A 17,120-nucleotide genomic window follows, 5' to 3' on the forward strand; every position below is an offset into this window, starting at 1 on the left:
GCACGCCCAGGCCGCAGCTCAAAAGGCAAAACGCCGCCGCTCCAACAAGGCCCGGTGGCTCATACGGCGCTCGACCCGATCACCGAAAAACCGCCCCAGGGCACTTCAGCCGCGCGACTGCCCCCGGTCAAGGCAGCGGAACCGCCCGCCGAATGGCGAACCTATCAGATCACGACGACCGTCAACCTGAAAGGCTCCGGTCGCCCCAGCAAACTCTGGCTGCCCCTGCCCTTGAACCAGGACACTCTGTTTCAGCGAACGCTCGGCCACACCTGGGAAGGCAATCCCGGCAATGCGAGCATGCGCCGCCTGCCCGATGGCGACCTCGAGGTTTTCCACTGCGAGTGGCGTGAAGGCAACGACGGCAAACTGCAGATCAGCACTCTGGTGACCACGGCCGACCGCCATTTCGATGTCACCAAACGCACCGTCGCCCCCGAGCGCGAGGACATCCTGCGGCGCAATCTTCAGGCCTCGCAGATGATCCCCAACGAAGGCCTGTCCTTCCAACTGGGCGAACGCATCCTGGGACGGATCAAGGATCCGGTGGCGCAAGCCAAGGCGATCTACGAATGGGTGGTGGACAATACGATCTACGATCCATCTCTACCCGGCTGCGGCAAGGGCGATGTCCGCGAGCAATTGATCCGCGGCCAATATGGCGGCCGCTCGGCGGACATCAACGGTCTGTTCGTTTCCATCTGCCGTTCGATTGGCATTCCCGCCCGCTGTGTCTATGGCCTGCGGGTTGCCCCTTCCCGTCTCTTTCGCAGCCTGGGACTGGCGAGCGACGATGCGACACGCGGTCAACATGTCCGCGCCGAATTCTATGTCCCGGGTTACGGCTGGATTCCCGTTGATCCCAGCGACGTTCGACGAGCCATCGCGATCGAGGGTCTCTCGGATCGGGACAGCAAACTGATATCGCTGAAGAAAGTCTTGTTCGGCGTTTGGGAAATGAACTGGATCGCCTTCAATGTCGGCACGGATGTCACGCTTCCCGGGCGAAACTCGCCGATGCCCTTTCTGCTGTTGCCGCAACTGGAAACACCACAGGGCCGCCATGACGGCAGCAGCCCGCAGGCCATCCAATACACGATCAGCGCCAAACGGGTCGAACTCTAGGCCGGCGGTACCCGCTGGCCTAGAGCACCGGATCGGTTTCAGCGCTCCTGGTCGAGTTCCAGCTTCAGGTTGCTGGTACCGACCTTGACCTTGAGCGGTGCTCCATAAAGATCCCCGGCCTGCGCATCGGCCTGCCCGCTCCGCGAGACCTTGGCGCTCACCACCACCTCGGAAGCCTGGGAAATCGTCCGCCCGGGCATGACTGCCAAGCTGTCGTCCAGCTTGAACTGCACCGGCAAATCCGCTGCCTTGAATCGCTGGACGGCCAGCGGGGGACCGCCATCCGGCCCCTTGGCCACGATGAATACCGTATCTTGCGGCGCCACCTTGGCATTCAGTTTCGGGCTGAGCGTCACGGTGCCGCTGACTGCTGATGCATTACCAGCCGGGACAGCCGCTGGCCGCTTCCCCGACAGTCGCGCACTCGCTTCGGCGATGTTGTTGTCGGCCAACTCGCGATCCATAGAATCTGCTGGAGCCGCCGCCTTCATCCGCTGCCAGTAGTCGATGGCCATCTTGTAGTCGGCGCGACCAAACGCTTCGCTGCCGGCCAGGGCCAGGGTTTTGACATGCCGGGGGTCGATCGCCAAGGCACGCTCGACGATGCGGCGAGCCTCGGCATCCCATTTCCGGTCCTTGGACATTACGTAGCTATCGGCCCAATCGGCGAACATGCCGGCATCGGGCGGCAGCAGCGCCGCCGCTTTCTCATAGGCATCTGCAGCTTCGGGGAAACGTCCCAGTTCACTGTAGGTTTTGGCCAGCAGCAACCAGCCGTCGCCATTGCCAGGATCTTTGGCCAACTTGTCGGCAAGTTTCTTGACCGCGGTATCGAGGTTGCCGGGGGAACCGGCCGGCGTCGCATTGTGCGCAGCGCCTTTCTCCGGGCTTTGCTCCTTGCCCGGCATCACCTGTTGGTTACCCGACGAATACATCCAGTAGATTCCTGCGGCGGCAAACGCCAGCAGTAGGGGTAACAACCAGCGCCGAAATGATTTCCGCTCTGGTGCAGGAGACGCCCCCCCGAGCGGGGCGGCCCTTGAAAATCTGGCAAGCGCCAACAGAATGAGAAGCGAGAGCGCAACGCTCGCCAAACCGATATAGACCAAATACATAGAATTTTTACCTAATAACTGGATACGGACGCCTGGGACGAATGCCGAGAGGCACAATCTACTCGACTTACTCGCGCGCCTCCTGGAAGCCGCCGCCCGCGAGATTTTCAAAGCGCGTGTACTCGCCGATGAAGGCCATGCGCACGGTACCGGTCGGGCCATTACGCTGCTTGCCGATGATGACTTCGGCCATCCCCTTGTTGTCCTGGCTTTCCTTGTTGTAGTACTCGTCGCGGTACATCATCAGGATGACGTCGGCGTCCTGCTCGATAGCACCGGATTCGCGCAAGTCGGACATCATCGGCCGCTTGTCGGTGCGCTCCTCGACCTTTCGGGAGAGCTGCGACAAAGCAACGATGGGGACCTGCAACTCCTTGGCCAGCGACTTGATGGAGCGTGAAATTTCAGAAACTTCGGTTGCCCGGTTTTCGCCCTGCTTATTGCCGCTCATCAACTGGATGTAGTCGATGACCAGCAAACCGAGCTTGCCACCATACTGGCGCGCCAGACGCCGCGCCCGGGCCCGCAGGTTGGCCGGACTGAGACCACCGGTCTCGTCGATGTAGAGCGGCGCCTCGTGCAGCTTGCCGAGGGCGAAGGAGAGCTTGGCCCACTCATCGTCGTTCATCCGCCCGGTGCGCAGACTCTGCGAATTGAGGCGCCCGATCGAAGCCAGCATCCGCATGGCCAGTTGGGCGCCGCCCATTTCCATCGAGAACACACCAACCGGCAGGCCCGACTCGACAGCGACGTTCTCGGCAATGTTCAGGGCAAAGGCCGTCTTGCCCATCGATGGGCGTCCGGCCACGATGATCAGGTCGCCCGGCTGAAAGCCCGAGGTCTTCTGGTCGAGGTCGATGAAGCCGGTCGGTACGCCGGTAATGTCGGACGGATTGTCGCGGTCATGAAGCTCTTGGATTCGTTCGACGACCTGGGTCAGCAGGGGGTTGATATGGACGAAGCCTTCGTTGTGCCCGGCCCCGGCCTCGGCGATCTTGAAGATTTTCGATTCAGCTTCGTCGAGCAGGGTCTCGGCATCACGACCCAGAGGATTCAGCGCATCGGAAGCAATTTCGTCGGCGGTCGCCACCAACTGGCGCAGCACCGAACGCTCGCGCACGATCTCGGCATAGCGCTTGATGTTCGCTGCCGACGGCGTATTGGCAGCAAGTTCGCCGAGATAGGCCAGACCGCCGGTCTGCTCACCTTCCCCGGCCGCATCCAACGCTTCGGCCACGGTAACGACGTCGGCCGGCTTGGCACGTTCGAGCAGGCTGCGAATCTGGCGAAAGATGCGGCGATGCTCGTCGCGATAGAAATCGGCATCGGTGAGCATGTCGCCCATCCGGTCCCATGCCTGATTGTCGAGCAACAAACCGCCGAGGATCGACTGTTCTGCCTCGATCGAGTGGGGCGGCACGCGCAACTTGTCGAGCGTGGAATCGGTAATGCGGGGTTTCTGCGGGCGCTGGTTCATGTACTGGAGTTTAAAGTAAAAAGGCCCCGCAACTGCGAGGCCTTTTGTCGCGAGACGGGACCGGAATTACTCGGCAACGACCGCCACGGTGATGTTGGCCAGCACGTCGGTGTGGAGCGCAACGTCGATCGGGAAGTCACCGATGGTCTTCAGCGGGCCGTCCGGCAAACGGATACCAGCCTTGTCGACATCGAAACCAGCAACCTTGAGCGCGTCGGCGATATCGGCATTGCCGACGGAACCGAACAGGCGGCCATCCAGACCAGCCTTGCGGGCGACGGAAACGGACAGACCGGTCAGCTTGTCGGCAAAGGCCTGGGCGGCAGCCAGCTTCTCGGCGGCAACCTTTTCCAGCTCGGAACGACGGGCTTCAAATTCAGCCTTGGCCGCCGGGGTGGCGCGCTTGGCCATCTTCTTCGGGATCAGGAAATTGCGGGCGTAGCCATCCTTGACCTTGACGATATCGCCGAGGTTACCGAGGTTAACAACCTTTTCGAGCAGAATGATTTGCATGTTTCGTCTCCTCGCTTATTGATGGTTGTCGGTGTACGGCAGCAGGGCCAGGAAGCGGGCGCGCTTGATGGCGGTGCCCAGCTGGCGCTGATAGCCGGCCTTGGTACCGGTCAGACGAGCCGGCATGATCTTGGCGTTTTCCTGGATGAATTCCTTCAGGACATCCACATCCTTGTAGTCGATCTGTTCGACCTTTTCAGCCGTGAAGCGGCAGAACTTGCGGCGCTTGAAGAGACCGCCACCACGCTTCTTTTTCTTGTCGTCATCCTTCTTCTTGAAGAATCGAGCCATTTTCGTTTCCTTCCAAAAATTCTATTGAATTCACATGCAGCACGGGAGTCTTGCTGTTACGACTGCGGGCCGCGAGAAATCCGGTCAGTTTGACGGCCCCACCGAGGGGGGCTGCCTGGAGCCAGCGGGCGGCTTCGCCCAGGGCCAGAACAGCAATTTCCACTTCCACCAGACGCTCTGCACCGCCTTCAGTCTGCGAGGAGCTATGTTGCAATCGCCCTTCACTGACTGGTACGCCGGCCGGGGTGTAACGCAAGGCTTTGCGCTCAACCAGTTGACCGGAGATTTCGATGCAGTTCAGCCCTTACTTCCCGTACAAATATGCTTGCTTTAGGCGGCAGCGACCGGTTCGGCCGGAGCAGCAGGAGCAACATCACCACCCATCAGGGACTTGGACTTCTCTTCCTTCATCATCGGGGAGGGAGTCGTCACGGCAGCCTTCATCTTGACGGTCAGGTGGCGCAGCACGGCGTCGTTGAACTTGAACGAATGCTCGAGTTCGTTCAGCGTTTCGCCGTCGCACTCGATGTTCATCATGACGTAGTGAGCCTTGTGGATCTTCTGGATCGGGTAAGCCAGCTGGCGGCGGCCCCAGTCTTCCAGACGATGGATCGAGCCGCCCTTGGCGGTCACGATGGTGCGATAGCGCTCGACCATGCCGGGCACTTGCTCGCTTTGGTCCGGATGGACGATAAATACGATTTCGTAATGGCGCATGCAATCTCCTTTTGGGATATACCCTCCGCCATGCGTTCGCGGTAGGGCAAGGTTGAAAAGCCCGTGAGTATAACAGCAATCGCGGGCTTCCGGGAAAAACGGGACGATATATTAGAAGCTGTCGTCGGCCAATTCCAGCGCACCAGCCCCGCCGGCAACAATCGACTCGGCCAGACCGGCCGTTTGGGTCAGGAAGTGATCGGCGAAGAAACGGGTCGTCGCCAACTTGGCCGGCCAGAACGGGTCGCCATCGCCAGCCGCGACCCTGGCCCGGGCAATCACGGCCGCCCGCCCCATCTGCCAGCCACCGGCCACGATTCCCAACAGATAGAGGAAGGGCACGGCCCGGCGTGCGCCGCCTTGGGGTCAGCGGCAAAAGTGGCAACGATCCAGTTGACCGCTTTTTCCAGGGCATCGATGGCGGCCGTCTGGCGCGCCCCGATCGCCGCCAGATCACCATCGAGTTGCGCCGCCGCGGCTCGTATGTCGGCAATTACGGCAAGGACCGTGGCGCCTTTTTCGCGAGCGATCTTGCGACCAATCAGATCGTTGGCCTGGATCGCCGTCGTTCCTTCGTAGATGGTCGTGATGCGAGCATCGCGCAGGTGCTGGGCGGCACCGGTTTCCTCGATGAAGCCCATGCCGCCGTGCACCTGAACGCCGAGCGACGCAATGTCGACGGCGCTTTCGGTACTCCAACCCTTGACCACCGGGATCATCAGCTCGGCAAAAGCCTGCGCCTTCTGGCGCGCCGTCTCGTCCGGATTAGCATGGGCATTGTCCAGGGCGGCCGCTGTCACGTAGGCTACGGCGCGCATGGCTTCGATCCGGGCCCGCATCGACATCAGCATGCGGCGCACGTCGGGATGCTTGATGATCGGCACTTTCGGGCCACCCCGCACGCCGACTTCAGTACCCTGGACACGATCTTTGGCATAGGTAACGGCACGCTGGTAGGCCCGTTCGGCGTCGCCCAGGCCTTCGAGTCCGACGTTGAAGCGTGCCGCATTCATCATGATGAACATGTACTCGAGGCCGCGATTTTCCTCGCCGACCATCGTACCGATCGCGCCACCGTGATCGCCGAAGGCGAGCACTGCCGTCGGGCTACCGTGAATACCCAGCTTGTGTTCGATCGATACACAATAGACGTCGTTGCGCTCGCCCGGCGTACCGTCCGCCCTGGACAGGAATTTCGGCACGACGAACAGGGAGATGCCCTTGACGCCTTCCGGCGCACTCGGGGTACGGGCAAGCACGAGATGGACGATGTTGTCCGTCATGTCATGCTCACCGTAAGTGATGAATATCTTCTGACCGAAAATCCGGTAGGTTCCGTCGCCGACAGGTTCGGCCCGACTGCGCACGGCTGCAAGATCAGAGCCGGCCGAGGGTTCGGTAAGGTTCATCGTGCCGGTCCACTCACCGGACACCAGATTGGGCAGATACGCCGCCTTCTGCTCGTCGGTACCAGCGATCATCAACGCCTCGATCGCCCCCTGCGTCAGCATGGGACAGAGCGAGAAAGCGTGATTGGCAGCTTTCCACATTTCACTGACTGCTGTCGACAGCACTTTCGGTAAGCCCTGGCCGCCGAACACCGGGTCGCAACCTAGGCCGTTCCATCCGTTATCGACAAACTGGCGATAGGCCTCCTTGAAACCCGGCGTCGTGGTGACCACGTGATATTTCCATTTGGCACCATTGGTATCGCCGACGCGATTGAGCGGCGATAGCACCGCTCCGGCAAACTTGGCAGCCTCTTCGAGAATGGCGTCGACGACATCTGGCGTCGCCTCCTCACAACCTGGCAAGCCAACGACCTGATCGAGACCAGCCAGTTCCTGCATGACAAAACGAATATCTTTTAGCGGAGCAACGTATTCACTCATGGGATCGCATCTTTCTATTCAATTCGGTTGGAGGTTTCCTTAAGTTCAATCAGGAAAAGGATTTCATCGACCACAGGCAGCGAAAAACCCTGGCGCTTACCGCCCCGGTTATCGCGCAATAACTGATAGAGATAACCCACGACATCGCCATCAGGCCACAGCTCGCAGACCATCCCCGCAATCCGTGGCATGTCCTCGAGAGATTCGGGGCGCAGCTCGACCGGGAGGCCTGCTGCCGCATCGCCTCCTCCCTGGACAGGGGGCGACTGCGCAACGTCCCATTGCTGAACTTCCACATTGAAATTCTGATTCAGGTTGCGGGCTACGGTCTCAAACTCGGTCCGCATGCCGGCCATCCGATAGACATCCATCAGCCGAATCCACGGCTGCAAGGCCTCTTGCGGGTTGTTGTCGATATATTCCTGCAGCGCCTGGGCGGCACCCTTGACCCGACCAAAGGAGAGCATGATGTCTGCCAGTTCCATGACCGGATTGGCTTCAAAGTGCTCGTCGACCATCGACGCGCTAATCGATATCGCTGGATCATGAACAACCCGTGGGGCTTTCCAAAGCGCGTCCGCATGCCTGGATGCCGCTGATTCGCCGCCATCGAGTTCGAGATCGACCCGCGTCGGAAGATGTGTCGCAACTGGCTCGACCGGCAAATCGACCGCCTCATGATCAACCAGCGCATCCTGGCGCCATTGATCGACGGTCAATTCCGGAGAGCGCAGGTGAGACGTCTCTTCGGCCCGACCCTGCTGGCGTTCACGATAATTCTTCCAGCCGAGCCAGCCGCCAAGGCCCAACAAGATACCCAGCAAAACACCATACAGGCTCCACTCGGAAAGACCCGACGAAGCCTTGATTGGCGGCACGGGCCGGACAGCCGCCGGGGTGGGCTTGATTGGTTCCGGATCGGTTGCGGGTGTTGTCGGCTGTCCGGCAAGTGGCTCGTTCTTCGGCGCCGGCGACTCGAGGGGCTGCCCCCCCTGCTCGACTCGCAGGGCAAATTCGGCAGCCCTCTGCTGTAACTCACCGAGCGTGACCTCCATATTGCGCAGCTTCTCCGCTGTCGCCATCTGGCTTGTTGCCTGCTCGTTGAGTGCCATCAGCATCCGGAATTCCAGACGAAGGATTTCGCGCTGAGTTTCTTTTGCACCGACACCACCAGAACTCCCGGCAAAGAGTTCGGTCGCCAGCCTCAGCGATGGCTCCCCCACGTCGATACCGGTCGACACCATCAGGCGATCAGGCACCCCCTTGGCGGCAGTCCTTTTTTCCGTCCGGCGCGGCATCAAACGAGACGGGAGTTCAACCGGTCCCACCGCTGACAATGATGGACGGGCAACCCGCGGATTAAGGTTCGGCGAACGTGACGCAGGGTTATCACGCTCCGGCCGCGATTCGACAATCGACGCCACGCCCTCCGGCGCAGGAGACGCAAGCAACACATACTGCCGTGAAATTTCATGTCCGCAGCCGAGATACACTGCCAGCTCCAGAATTGGCTCACGCAATGGCGCTTCCGGGCGAATCTCGAGGATCTTCGGCACCCCGGCACGAACCCTGAATCCAGCCTTTTTCAGCCAGGGCAAATCGCCCGACCCCGAAGGTTGGACCAGACTGAAGCAGGTAGTGTCGAGCGGCAAGCGCTCAGCATTCAGGAGCTCTATCTCGAGTCGAGGACGCTCACCGAGAAGGGGTTGGCCGCGGAGTTCGCCCAAGCCGACCGCCGATGCTCCACCCGAGACGGCGAGAAAAATCAGCGGGAAATATTGGCGAAAACCCAAACAATTCAATGGCGCAAACCTCAATGACGATAGTCCGCTTGAATTGTAGCCTTTATTTATTAGCCAGATAGCGTGAATCATCGTAGGTGATGACCCACCCCGGCCGATACAAGACAAAAAAAGTGATGGCCATTCCGGAAAGCCAGGCTTCGGAAAAGGAAAGCAGCAAAAAATAGGGGAAGTACTCCGCCATCAAGTACTCCCACTCGTAGGCACCAGCCAGCGCCAGGAAAACTGTAGCCAGAAAGCCGACCCCGACAATAGTCAGCGCCGAAGCCAAAAACCCGTTGACGAAGATATAGACGAAAAAATGCCGGGGCAGCAGACTGGAGAGCAGCCGATAGAGCACCTGGCTCAAGCCCACCCCGACTCCACCCAGCAGCAGGGCATTCGTCGCGTAGGCAAAAGGCCCGGCCGCACCGTTCAGGGTAATGCCTACAGTCACCAGCGAAAGACCGACAAAGGCCAAATATGGCCCAAAACTCAACGTAAAGACCGTGGCTCCAAGCAGGTGGAAGGCAAGACCGGGCCTTACCCCAGCCTTGAGGCTCCAGATCAACGTCAGCAAAACGATCATGCCAAGCCAGACGTTAAGCTGTTCTGAATCCCTCAACCGACCCCATGGCGCCCGCTGGATACTGTGGGCGAAACAAAGCAACCAGACAGCCCAAGCTGCCCAGTACCATCCTTCGCCCAACAAGGTATCTGGTAAATCCACACGGTTATTGTAGTACCAGCCTTTGGCGTTATGGTATTAGCCGACGGCGGCAACCAGTTGCGGCACGACCTCGAACAGGTCGCCAACCAGGCCGTAATCGGCGACCTGGAAGATCGGCGCATCGGGGTCCTTGTTGATGGCGACGATGACCTTCGATTCCTTCATCCCGGCCAGGTGCTGGATGGCACCCGAGATGCCGACCGCGATATAGAGCTGCGGTGCAACGATCTTGCCAGTCTGGCCGACCTGGTAGTCGTTGGGCACGAAACCGGCATCGACTGCAGCCCGGCTTGCACCAAGGGCGGCGCCCAACTTGTCGGCGAGCGGTTCGAGCAGGCTGTGGTAGTTCTCACCGCTGCCCAGGCCGCGCCCGCCGGAGACGATGATCTTGGCGGCACCGAGTTCGGGACGGGCCGACTTGGTCAGTTCGCGGTTCGTGAGCGTGCTTTGCTGGGTGTCGGCGGCTGGGGCGATGGCTTCGAGCGGGGCGGCATTGCCGGTGCCAACCGCATCGAAGGCGGTGCTGCGTACGGTGATGACCTTGATGCTGTCCGCGCTCTGCACGGTGGCCAGGGCGTTGCCGGCGTAGATCGGACGGACGAAGGTGTCGGCGCTTTCGACGGCCGTGATTTCGGAGATCTGGGCGACGTCGAGCAAGGCCGCCACGCGCGGCAGCAGGTTCTTGCCGAAGGTGGTGGCCGGGGCCAGAATGTGGGTGTAACCACTGGCGTTGGCGATAACCAGGGCGGTCAGGTTCTCGGCGGTCTGGCTGGCGTAATGGGCGGCGTCGGCCACTTTGACCAGGGTGACGCCTTGCAGGCCGGCGGCTTGTTGGGCGGCGGCGTTGCAAGCGGTGCCGGCGACCAGGACGTGGATGTCGCCACCGATCTTCTGGGCAGCGGCAACGGTGTTCAGGGTGGCGGCCTTGAGGCTGGCGTGATCGTGTTCGGCGATAACGAGGATAGTCATGATCAGATCACCTTCGCTTCATTTTTCAGTTTGTTTACGAGTTCGGCGACGTCGGCGACCTTGATGCCTGCCGAGCGCTTGGCCGGTTCGACAACCTTGATCGTGGTCAGCCGCGGTGCGACATCGACACCGAGGTCGGCCGGCTTGACGGTGTCGAGCGGCTTCTTCTTGGCTTTCATGATGTTGGGCAGGGTGGCGTAGCGCGGCTCGTTGAGGCGCAGGTCGGTGGAGACCACGGCCGGCAGGCTGATCGCCAGGGTTTCCAGACCACCGTCGATTTCGCGGGTGACGGTGGCTTTGCCGTCAGCGATCACGACTTTGGAGGCGAAGGTGGCTTGCGGCCAGCCTTGCAGGGCGGCGAGCATCTGCCCGGTCTGGTTGGCGTCGTCGTCGATGGCTTGCTTGCCGCAGATCACCAGTTGCGGGGCTTCCTTGGCGCACAATGCTTTCAGGAGCTTGGCGACGGCCAACGGTTGCAGGTCGACATCGGTCTCGACCAGGATGGCGCGGTCGGCACCGATCGCCAGCGCGGTGCGCAGGGTTTCCTGGCAGGCGGCGACGCCGCAGGAGACGGCGATGACTTCCGTCGCGATGCCGGCTTCCTTGAGCCGGACGGCTTCCTCGACGGCGATTTCGTCGAAGGGGTTCATGCTCATCTTGACGTTGGCCAGATCGACACCCGACCCGTCCGCCTTGACGCGAACCTTGACGTTGTAGTCGATGACCCGTTTGACGGGGACGAGAATTTTCACGGAGCTCTCCTTTTATCTCGATTGATTCTGTTCAATGCTGGTTGCCTGTTTGACAGACACTCACTCAATCCGCACAATGACCATACTGTGTCGTATGGAAACGCATACGGTAGCGTATGGAAAATAAACCTGTCAACTCCTCCGTAGATTCAACACCATCCAAGGCACGAGGCCGGCCGGCTTTGCCACGCGTCCAACTCGACCCGGAGCGCTGGGTGGAGGCGGCAATCGACGTGCTTGCCCGTGACGGGATTGCGGGTTTGCGCGTCGAGGTACTGGCCAAGCGCTGCGGCGTGACCAAAGGCAGCTTCTATTGGCACTTCAAGGACAGACAGGCCTTGCTGGATGCCGTGCTTGCCTTCTGGAAGGATGGCCGGATTCGCGATATCGAAAAAGTCACTTCGGTCGCTCCGGGCAAGGAACGCGAGCAGCTGCGCTATGCGATTGAGGTCTATGGGGCGAGCCGGAATCGCAAGGGCATGGCGATCGAACTGGCGATTCGCGACTGGGCCCGCCACGACGCTCAAGCGGCGATGGTCGTCGAAACGGTCGACCTTTATCGCCTGGATTGCACGCGCAAGCTCTTTGTCGCCGCAGGCATGTCGGACGCCGAGGCCAAGAGCCGGAGCCTGCTGCTCTATGCCTGCGTGTTCGGCCTTTCGCTGATGCATTACAGTCATTTCGATAACGACCTTTCGAATCTCAAACAGCGTATTGCCGAGCGCATCATTTCCGACTAATACCACAAAGGCAAAGGCTGGCACTAGCCGGAACAAGGGCGAATTTTCCCGCCGGCGATCAATTGTTTTTCCCAAGCCAGCAGGTCGGCCGTCAACTGCTCGACGGTTGCCTGCAGGGCGCGGACCCCACCACGTGAATCCTGGCTGACAGCGACGCTTTCGATTGCCAGGTGCAGTTCGGCCAACTGGCGGCGCGACTGATCCAGCCAAAGCGCCCTTCCCTGCAAGATGCCCTTGCTGCGCTCCGGACTGCTGAAAATCTGGCTGAACTCATTGATCTCGACGAGTAAGATGCACCGGGCACCGACCTGCCCGGAGTTCGACAAGCCAAGCTGCTGCATCAGGCGCTGCTGCACCAGCCTGGCCGGCGCTCCAGCCCAGCGGACCTGCGAATACTCGCGCAGACGCGAAGGGTCGGCATAGCCCAGCCGATAATTGACGCCGAGTGAGTCCATCCAGAGCGGTGCGCGCACCTCGACGGCAATCGGCGCCTTCCTTTCTTCATTAACTAGGCGGGCCGCCGGCGCCCCAGATCGTAGATGGCCAGGCCCTGCTCTGCGCCGCGCTTGCCGGAAGTGAAGCAAGCACCAAGAGATAGTGCAAAGAGGAGCACAACCAGCCAGCGCACGCTATTTTTCTCCATTTTTCGAGAACCCAGGCTCGCCCGGCCCTGGCGGCAGGGCCGGCGCACCGAACACCATACCTTGCGGCGTGTCTTCGAGAATGCGCAAGACCCGGCTAAGCTGGCGTGAAGTCATCGAAAAATCAGTCGCCAATTCGTTGAGGCGTGGCATCAGCGATGACACTCCATTGGCCGACGGATCGCCGACAGCAACCTCGAACTTGTCGGTCGCCGCCTGCATCTTGGCGATCATCACGCGCGTATCGGCCAGCAGGGGGCCGACTTCGCCGGCCGCCAGCGAAAGTTTTTTGACATTCCGGTCATCGAGCAGCTTGTTCATCTGACCCAAAGTCACATTCAGGTTTTCCAGCGCCGGCTTCATGTTGGCCGAGGCGGCTTCCATGTTAGCCAGCGTAGCCGTCAGGTGTTTCCGGTTTTCATCGCTGAGCATGGCATTGGCGCTGACCATCAGTTGCCGTGCCTGGCGCAATGTGGCCGTACCTACCTCCCCGAGTTCGTCGAGCAGCGAGGGAAGCATCGTGATACGCGGTGGCTTTTCGTCATTGGGCTCCAGCGCCGACTGGTCCTTGCCGGTTTCGAGCAACAGGATGTGCGCCAGCCCGGTGACCCCCTGGTAATTCAGCTTGGCAATCGTGCCCTGGGTCAGCGGCACGTCCTCATTGACCGAAATGGTGATCAGAATATTGCTGAAATCGTCCGGATCAAGCCGGATGTCGCTGACCTTGCCGACCCGGATGCCGCGATAGCGGACCTGGGCCTGCGGATTCAGTCCGCCGATGTTCTGTTTGGTGACGACGATGTAGTCATGCGTCGCATCCTTGGCTCCGCCCAGCCAATAGATGGCGAGCAGCGCCGCTACCAGGAGCAGGATGGCGAAGAGTCCGGCGGCAAAAGCGTGCGACTTGTTTTCCATGGCCTGTTATTAAAGCAGCTTCCGACGATCTGCGCCAAAAAACCCGGTGACGAAGGGGTGATCGACCGTCATCACCTCATCCTTCGGGCCGCAGGCAATGATGTGCCCGTCGGCCAGAACGGCGACATGACTGGCCAGACCAGCCAGCGTATTGAGATCATGGGTCACCATGATGACGGTCAGACCCAGGGCCTGCTGCAAGGAACCGACCAGGTCGACGAAATTCTGGCTGCGGTCCGGGTCGAGGCCGGCCGTTGGCTCGTCAAGCAGCAACAGTTCAGGCTCGAGCGCCAAGGCGCGAGCCAGCGCGACGCGCTTGACCATGCCGCCCGAAAGTTCGGCCGGCATCAGCTTACCGTGTGCCGGTTCGAGTTCGACCATCGCCAGCTTGAGATGCACCAGCCGGCAGATCCAGTCTTCATCCAGACAACGCAATTCCCTTAACGGGAAAGCGATGTTGTCGAATACCGAAAGCGCCGAAAACAGCGCGCCATGTTGAAACAACATCCCCAGCCGACGACGGACGGCGCGCTGGATCAGGGCATCACCATCATTCAGATCGATCCCGAACAGGCGCACACTGCCCGCGCTCGGCCTTAGCAGGCCGAGCATCTCGCGCAACAAGGTGGTTTTGCCGCTGCCCGAACCACCGAGCAGCCCGAGGATCTGACCGGTCTCGACCCGCAGGTTCAGGTTGCGATGAATATGCTGCCGACCATAGACGGTGCTGATCCCGGCCAATTCGACGACCGCTGGCCGGGTCATAGGCTGGGCACCCCGATGTGACGGGTGAAGATGGCAAATACCGCATCGACCAGAATGACCGCGGTGATCGCCGTCACCACGGCACTGGTCGTATTGGCCGACAGGCTCTCGGTATTGGGCTTGACGCGCAGGCCGAAGTGGCAGGCGACCAGCGAAATTACAAAGCCGAAGACGACACCTTTGGCCAGGCCAATGAACAGGTTGGCCACCGGCACCGCCCGCGGCAGGTTCTCCAGGAAGTAGATCAGCGACAGGTCGAGTTGCAGCATGGCCGCAACCATGCCGCCGAGGAGCGCCACCGCCGAGGTCCACAAGACGATCAGCGGCATTGCGGCGGTCAGCCCCATAATCTTGGGCAGGACGACACGAACTGTTCGCGAGATACCCATCGTCGACAGCGCATCGATTTCCTCGGTGACTCGCATTACCCCGATCTGTGCCGTCATTGCCGACCCCGAGCGCCCGGCGACAAGCACGGCGACCAAGACCGGTCCTAACTCGCGGATGATCGAAATACCGAGAATATTGACGATGAACAGATCGGCACCAAAACTCTTCAGTTGCAGTGCCGACAGGTAACTGATGGTAATACCGATCAGGAAACCGACCATGGCAGTGACCGGCAGCGCCTGAGCGCCCGATTTGTACACGTTGGCCGCGATTTCCTTCCACGGAATATCGTTGGGATATCGGAACAGATAGCCAAGATCAAACAGCAGTTGCCCGAACAGGGCAATCATGCCGCGCAGATTGGCCAGCGCTTTGAGCAATAACTTGCCGAGAGCTTCCAACAGGTGAAATGCCTGAACTGGCGGCCCAGGTATCTCCTGCGGCAGATCGGCAACCCGACTTAGCACCTGGCGATGCAAGGGCGAAATATCCAGCGTCGCCGGCCAGGCATTGCCCCAACCGCGCCAGAGCAGAACCGCCGCCGCACTGTCGAGGCGGGAAACACCCGATAGGTCCCAAGTATCGGCGCTACGGCCCAAGGCCGCCAGCTGTTCCTGCAAGATCGCCAGATCGGGCAGCATGGCAGCCAATGTCCATTGGCCGCTCAAGACAACTCGCCCCGACTCGACCTGCAATCGGGGAATATCGTTCATGCGGCTTTCCACGCCGGCCTGGATTTGACCACGTAGTCGCGCCCGGCCTGCTTCCAGACCGCCGCTTCCTCGCCCAGGGCCGCCGCCGTCCACGGATTCGCGGCCAACCATTCGGCCGGCAGGTCGAGCTGATAACCGCTACCCAGCAGTTTCACGGTGAAGGCGGGCAGGATCCGATCGTCCCGGGTACGGTGCAGAAGCACCGCCAGGCGCAGGCAAAAAATCAGCAGCCAGGCGCTGTCGCCGGAGGGAATTGCGCCCATTTTCTCCAGCTTGCCGCGGTGACCAAGGACCAGCATGGCCAGACGCGCCTGGTCCTTCTTGGAGAAACCCGGCATGTCGGCGTAAGTCAGAATGTAGGCGCCATGCTTGTGATAGGCATTATGGGCGACGGAAATCCCGATTTCGTGCAGCCGCGTCGCCCACGTCAGGAACAGGACATCAGCTTCGGCTGGAGAAGCATCGGTCAACTGGGTCAGCGCCGACAAGGCGGTCGCTTCGACCCGTTCGACTTGGTCGGCCTCGACCTGATAGCGACGGCGAAACTGGGCGACAGTCGAGTCGCGCATGTCGTGATGATGGAAACGTCCAAGCAGATCGTAAAGCACGCCGAGGCGCAAGGCGCCATCGGCGTAGGTCATCCGTTCGATGCCCAGTTCCTCGAAAATCGCCGACATGATCGCCACGCCGCCCGGCAGCACCGGCAAACGGTCGCCCTTGACGCCGGGCAAGTCGAGCGCTTCGGCCGACCCGGCCTTGACCAGCAGCCCACACAACTTGTCCAGGCCCTCGCGGGTGATGCCGCTCTCGCCGTTCGGATTCAGGCCGTTCAGTTCCAGGACGTCGGCAATCGCCCGTGCCGAGCCGGAGGAACCAACCGCCTCCTTCCAGCCGAGCCGCTGGTAGTCATGGGCAATCAGTTCGATTTCCTTGGCTGCCGCGACCTGGGCCTCGCGCAGGCGCTTCTTGTCGATCTTGCGGTCGGGAAAGAAGCGCAGCGTGTAGCTGACGCAACCCATATAGAGCGATTCCATCAACTGCGGATCGTGCCGCTTGCCGATGATGAACTCGGTCGAACCGCCGCCAATATCGACCACCAGCCGCTTGTGAGCCGCCATCGGCAATGAATGGGAGGCGCCGATATAGATCAGCCGGGCCTCTTCGCGGCCGGCAATGATTTCGATCGGAAAACCCAGCGCCGCCTCGGCCTGGGGCAGGAATTCCATGGCATTTTTGGCGACGCGCAAGGTATTAGTGGCGACGACCCGCACCGCGCCACTGTCCAGTCCCCGCAAACGCTCGCCGAAGCGGCGCAGCGCGTCCAGCGCCCGCCCCTGCGACGGCGCATCGAGCACCTTGTCGGCGGTCAGCCCGGAGGCCAGCCGAACCGGCTCCTTCATGGAATCCAGCGTATAGATCTGGTTGTCGACGACCCGCCCGACCTGCAGGCGAAAGCTGTTGGAACCCAGATCGACAGCCGCCACGGTTTCGTAAATCATTTGCTTGCTAGTACCGGAAGGTAGGACTGGCCGGCATTCTAACATCCAGCCCACGGCCAGGATTCCTGGCAAGCGGCCGTAAAATCTATGGTCAG

Annotated in this window: 17 protein-coding genes and 1 pseudogene; 2 read left to right on the top strand and 16 right to left on the bottom strand. The window is 60.8% G+C overall.

Annotation, left to right across the window (positions count from 1 at the left end; all coding sequences use genetic code 11):
- The first annotated feature begins 54 nt into the window (after positions 1-54).
- Positions 55-1,125 (top strand): transglutaminase-like domain-containing protein, encoded by a 1,071-nt coding sequence (locus tag NQE15_RS19210; protein ID WP_265943779.1) that lies wholly within the window; start codon positions 55-57, stop codon positions 1,123-1,125.
- 38 nt (positions 1,126-1,163) lie between these two features.
- Here the strand turns inward: NQE15_RS19210 and NQE15_RS19215 are convergent, their stop codons facing one another.
- The 11 genes and pseudogenes from NQE15_RS19215 to NQE15_RS19265 all read right to left on the bottom strand — a co-directional run bounded on the left by NQE15_RS19215 (position 1,164) and on the right by NQE15_RS19265 (position 11,362).
- Entirely contained in the window at positions 1,164-2,297 is a 1,134-nt protein-coding gene (locus NQE15_RS19215; RefSeq protein WP_265943781.1) for a tetratricopeptide repeat protein, read from the bottom strand.
- Positions 2,298-2,307: 10 nt separating this feature from the next.
- Positions 2,308-3,717 carry a replicative DNA helicase gene (gene dnaB, locus NQE15_RS19220; RefSeq protein WP_265943783.1) on the bottom strand — a complete coding sequence of 470 codons (1,410 nt, stop codon included), beginning with the start codon at positions 3,715-3,717 and terminating at the stop codon, positions 2,308-2,310.
- Positions 3,718-3,783: 66 nt separating this feature from the next.
- The gene (gene rplI / locus NQE15_RS19225; RefSeq protein ID WP_265943785.1) at positions 3,784-4,230 is read right to left on the bottom strand and encodes a 50S ribosomal protein L9; all 447 of its coding nucleotides are present in this window, start codon (positions 4,228-4,230) and stop codon (positions 3,784-3,786) included.
- A 15-nt stretch (positions 4,231-4,245) separates the two neighbouring features.
- Positions 4,246-4,521, bottom strand: coding sequence for a 30S ribosomal protein S18 (rpsR, locus tag NQE15_RS19230; protein ID WP_153148050.1), 276 nt, complete (start codon positions 4,519-4,521; stop codon positions 4,246-4,248).
- Positions 4,493-4,777, bottom strand: a complete 285-nt coding sequence (gene priB / locus NQE15_RS19235; protein WP_416336477.1) for a primosomal replication protein N — start codon at positions 4,775-4,777, stop codon at positions 4,493-4,495. Before priB ends, rpsR begins: the two co-directional genes overlap by 29 nt.
- A gap of 74 nt (positions 4,778-4,851) precedes the next feature.
- Positions 4,852-5,238 carry a 30S ribosomal protein S6 gene (gene rpsF, locus NQE15_RS19240; protein ID WP_265943791.1) on the bottom strand — a complete coding sequence of 129 codons (387 nt, stop codon included), beginning with the start codon at positions 5,236-5,238 and terminating at the stop codon, positions 4,852-4,854.
- Positions 5,239-5,349: 111 nt separating this feature from the next.
- Positions 5,350-7,130: pseudogene (locus NQE15_RS19245) on the bottom strand (acyl-CoA dehydrogenase).
- Positions 7,131-7,144: 14 nt separating this feature from the next.
- The gene (locus NQE15_RS19250; protein ID WP_265943793.1) at positions 7,145-9,004 is read right to left on the bottom strand and encodes a FimV family protein; all 1,860 of its coding nucleotides are present in this window, start codon (positions 9,002-9,004) and stop codon (positions 7,145-7,147) included.
- The gene (locus NQE15_RS19255; RefSeq protein WP_265943795.1) at positions 8,976-9,641 is read right to left on the bottom strand and encodes an energy-coupling factor ABC transporter permease; all 666 of its coding nucleotides are present in this window, start codon (positions 9,639-9,641) and stop codon (positions 8,976-8,978) included. Before NQE15_RS19255 ends, NQE15_RS19250 begins: the two co-directional genes overlap by 29 nt.
- 36 nt (positions 9,642-9,677) lie before the next feature.
- Entirely contained in the window at positions 9,678-10,610 is a 933-nt protein-coding gene (locus NQE15_RS19260) for an electron transfer flavoprotein subunit alpha/FixB family protein (protein WP_265943797.1), read from the bottom strand.
- 2 nt (positions 10,611-10,612) lie between these two features.
- A complete protein-coding gene (locus tag NQE15_RS19265) occupies positions 10,613-11,362 on the bottom strand; it encodes an electron transfer flavoprotein subunit beta/FixA family protein (RefSeq protein ID WP_265943799.1) in 750 nt (249 codons plus the stop codon).
- 116 nt (positions 11,363-11,478) lie between these two features.
- Here NQE15_RS19265 and NQE15_RS19270 point away from each other — a divergent pair, with 116 nt between their 5' ends.
- Positions 11,479-12,102 carry a TetR/AcrR family transcriptional regulator gene (locus tag NQE15_RS19270; RefSeq protein WP_265943801.1) on the top strand — a complete coding sequence of 208 codons (624 nt, stop codon included), beginning with the start codon at positions 11,479-11,481 and terminating at the stop codon, positions 12,100-12,102.
- 23 nt (positions 12,103-12,125) lie between these two features.
- On the opposite strand, the gene NQE15_RS19275 is transcribed toward NQE15_RS19270, so the two are convergent.
- From NQE15_RS19275 to ppx, 5 genes are all read right to left on the bottom strand, one after another.
- Positions 12,126-12,575, bottom strand: a complete 450-nt coding sequence (locus NQE15_RS19275; protein WP_323054913.1) for a hypothetical protein — start codon at positions 12,573-12,575, stop codon at positions 12,126-12,128.
- Between the two features lie 156 nt (positions 12,576-12,731).
- Positions 12,732-13,658 (bottom strand): MlaD family protein, encoded by a 927-nt coding sequence (locus NQE15_RS19280; protein WP_265943805.1) that lies wholly within the window; start codon positions 13,656-13,658, stop codon positions 12,732-12,734.
- A gap of 9 nt (positions 13,659-13,667) precedes the next feature.
- Positions 13,668-14,423, bottom strand: coding sequence for an ABC transporter ATP-binding protein (locus NQE15_RS19285; protein WP_265943807.1), 756 nt, complete (start codon positions 14,421-14,423; stop codon positions 13,668-13,670).
- Positions 14,420-15,526: an ABC transporter permease gene (locus NQE15_RS19290; protein WP_265943809.1), complete on the bottom strand. Its 1,107-nt coding sequence runs from the start codon at positions 15,524-15,526 to the stop codon at positions 14,420-14,422. Before NQE15_RS19290 ends, NQE15_RS19285 begins: the two co-directional genes overlap by 4 nt.
- The gene (gene ppx / locus NQE15_RS19295) at positions 15,523-17,025 is read right to left on the bottom strand and encodes an exopolyphosphatase (RefSeq protein WP_265943811.1); all 1,503 of its coding nucleotides are present in this window, start codon (positions 17,023-17,025) and stop codon (positions 15,523-15,525) included. The genes NQE15_RS19290 and ppx overlap by 4 nt, the downstream gene beginning before the upstream one ends.
- Positions 17,026-17,120 lie beyond the last annotated feature (95 nt).

The sequence above is a fragment of the Dechloromonas sp. A34 genome (genome assembly GCF_026261605.1).
Taxonomy (GTDB): Bacteria; Pseudomonadota; Gammaproteobacteria; order Burkholderiales; family Rhodocyclaceae; genus Azonexus.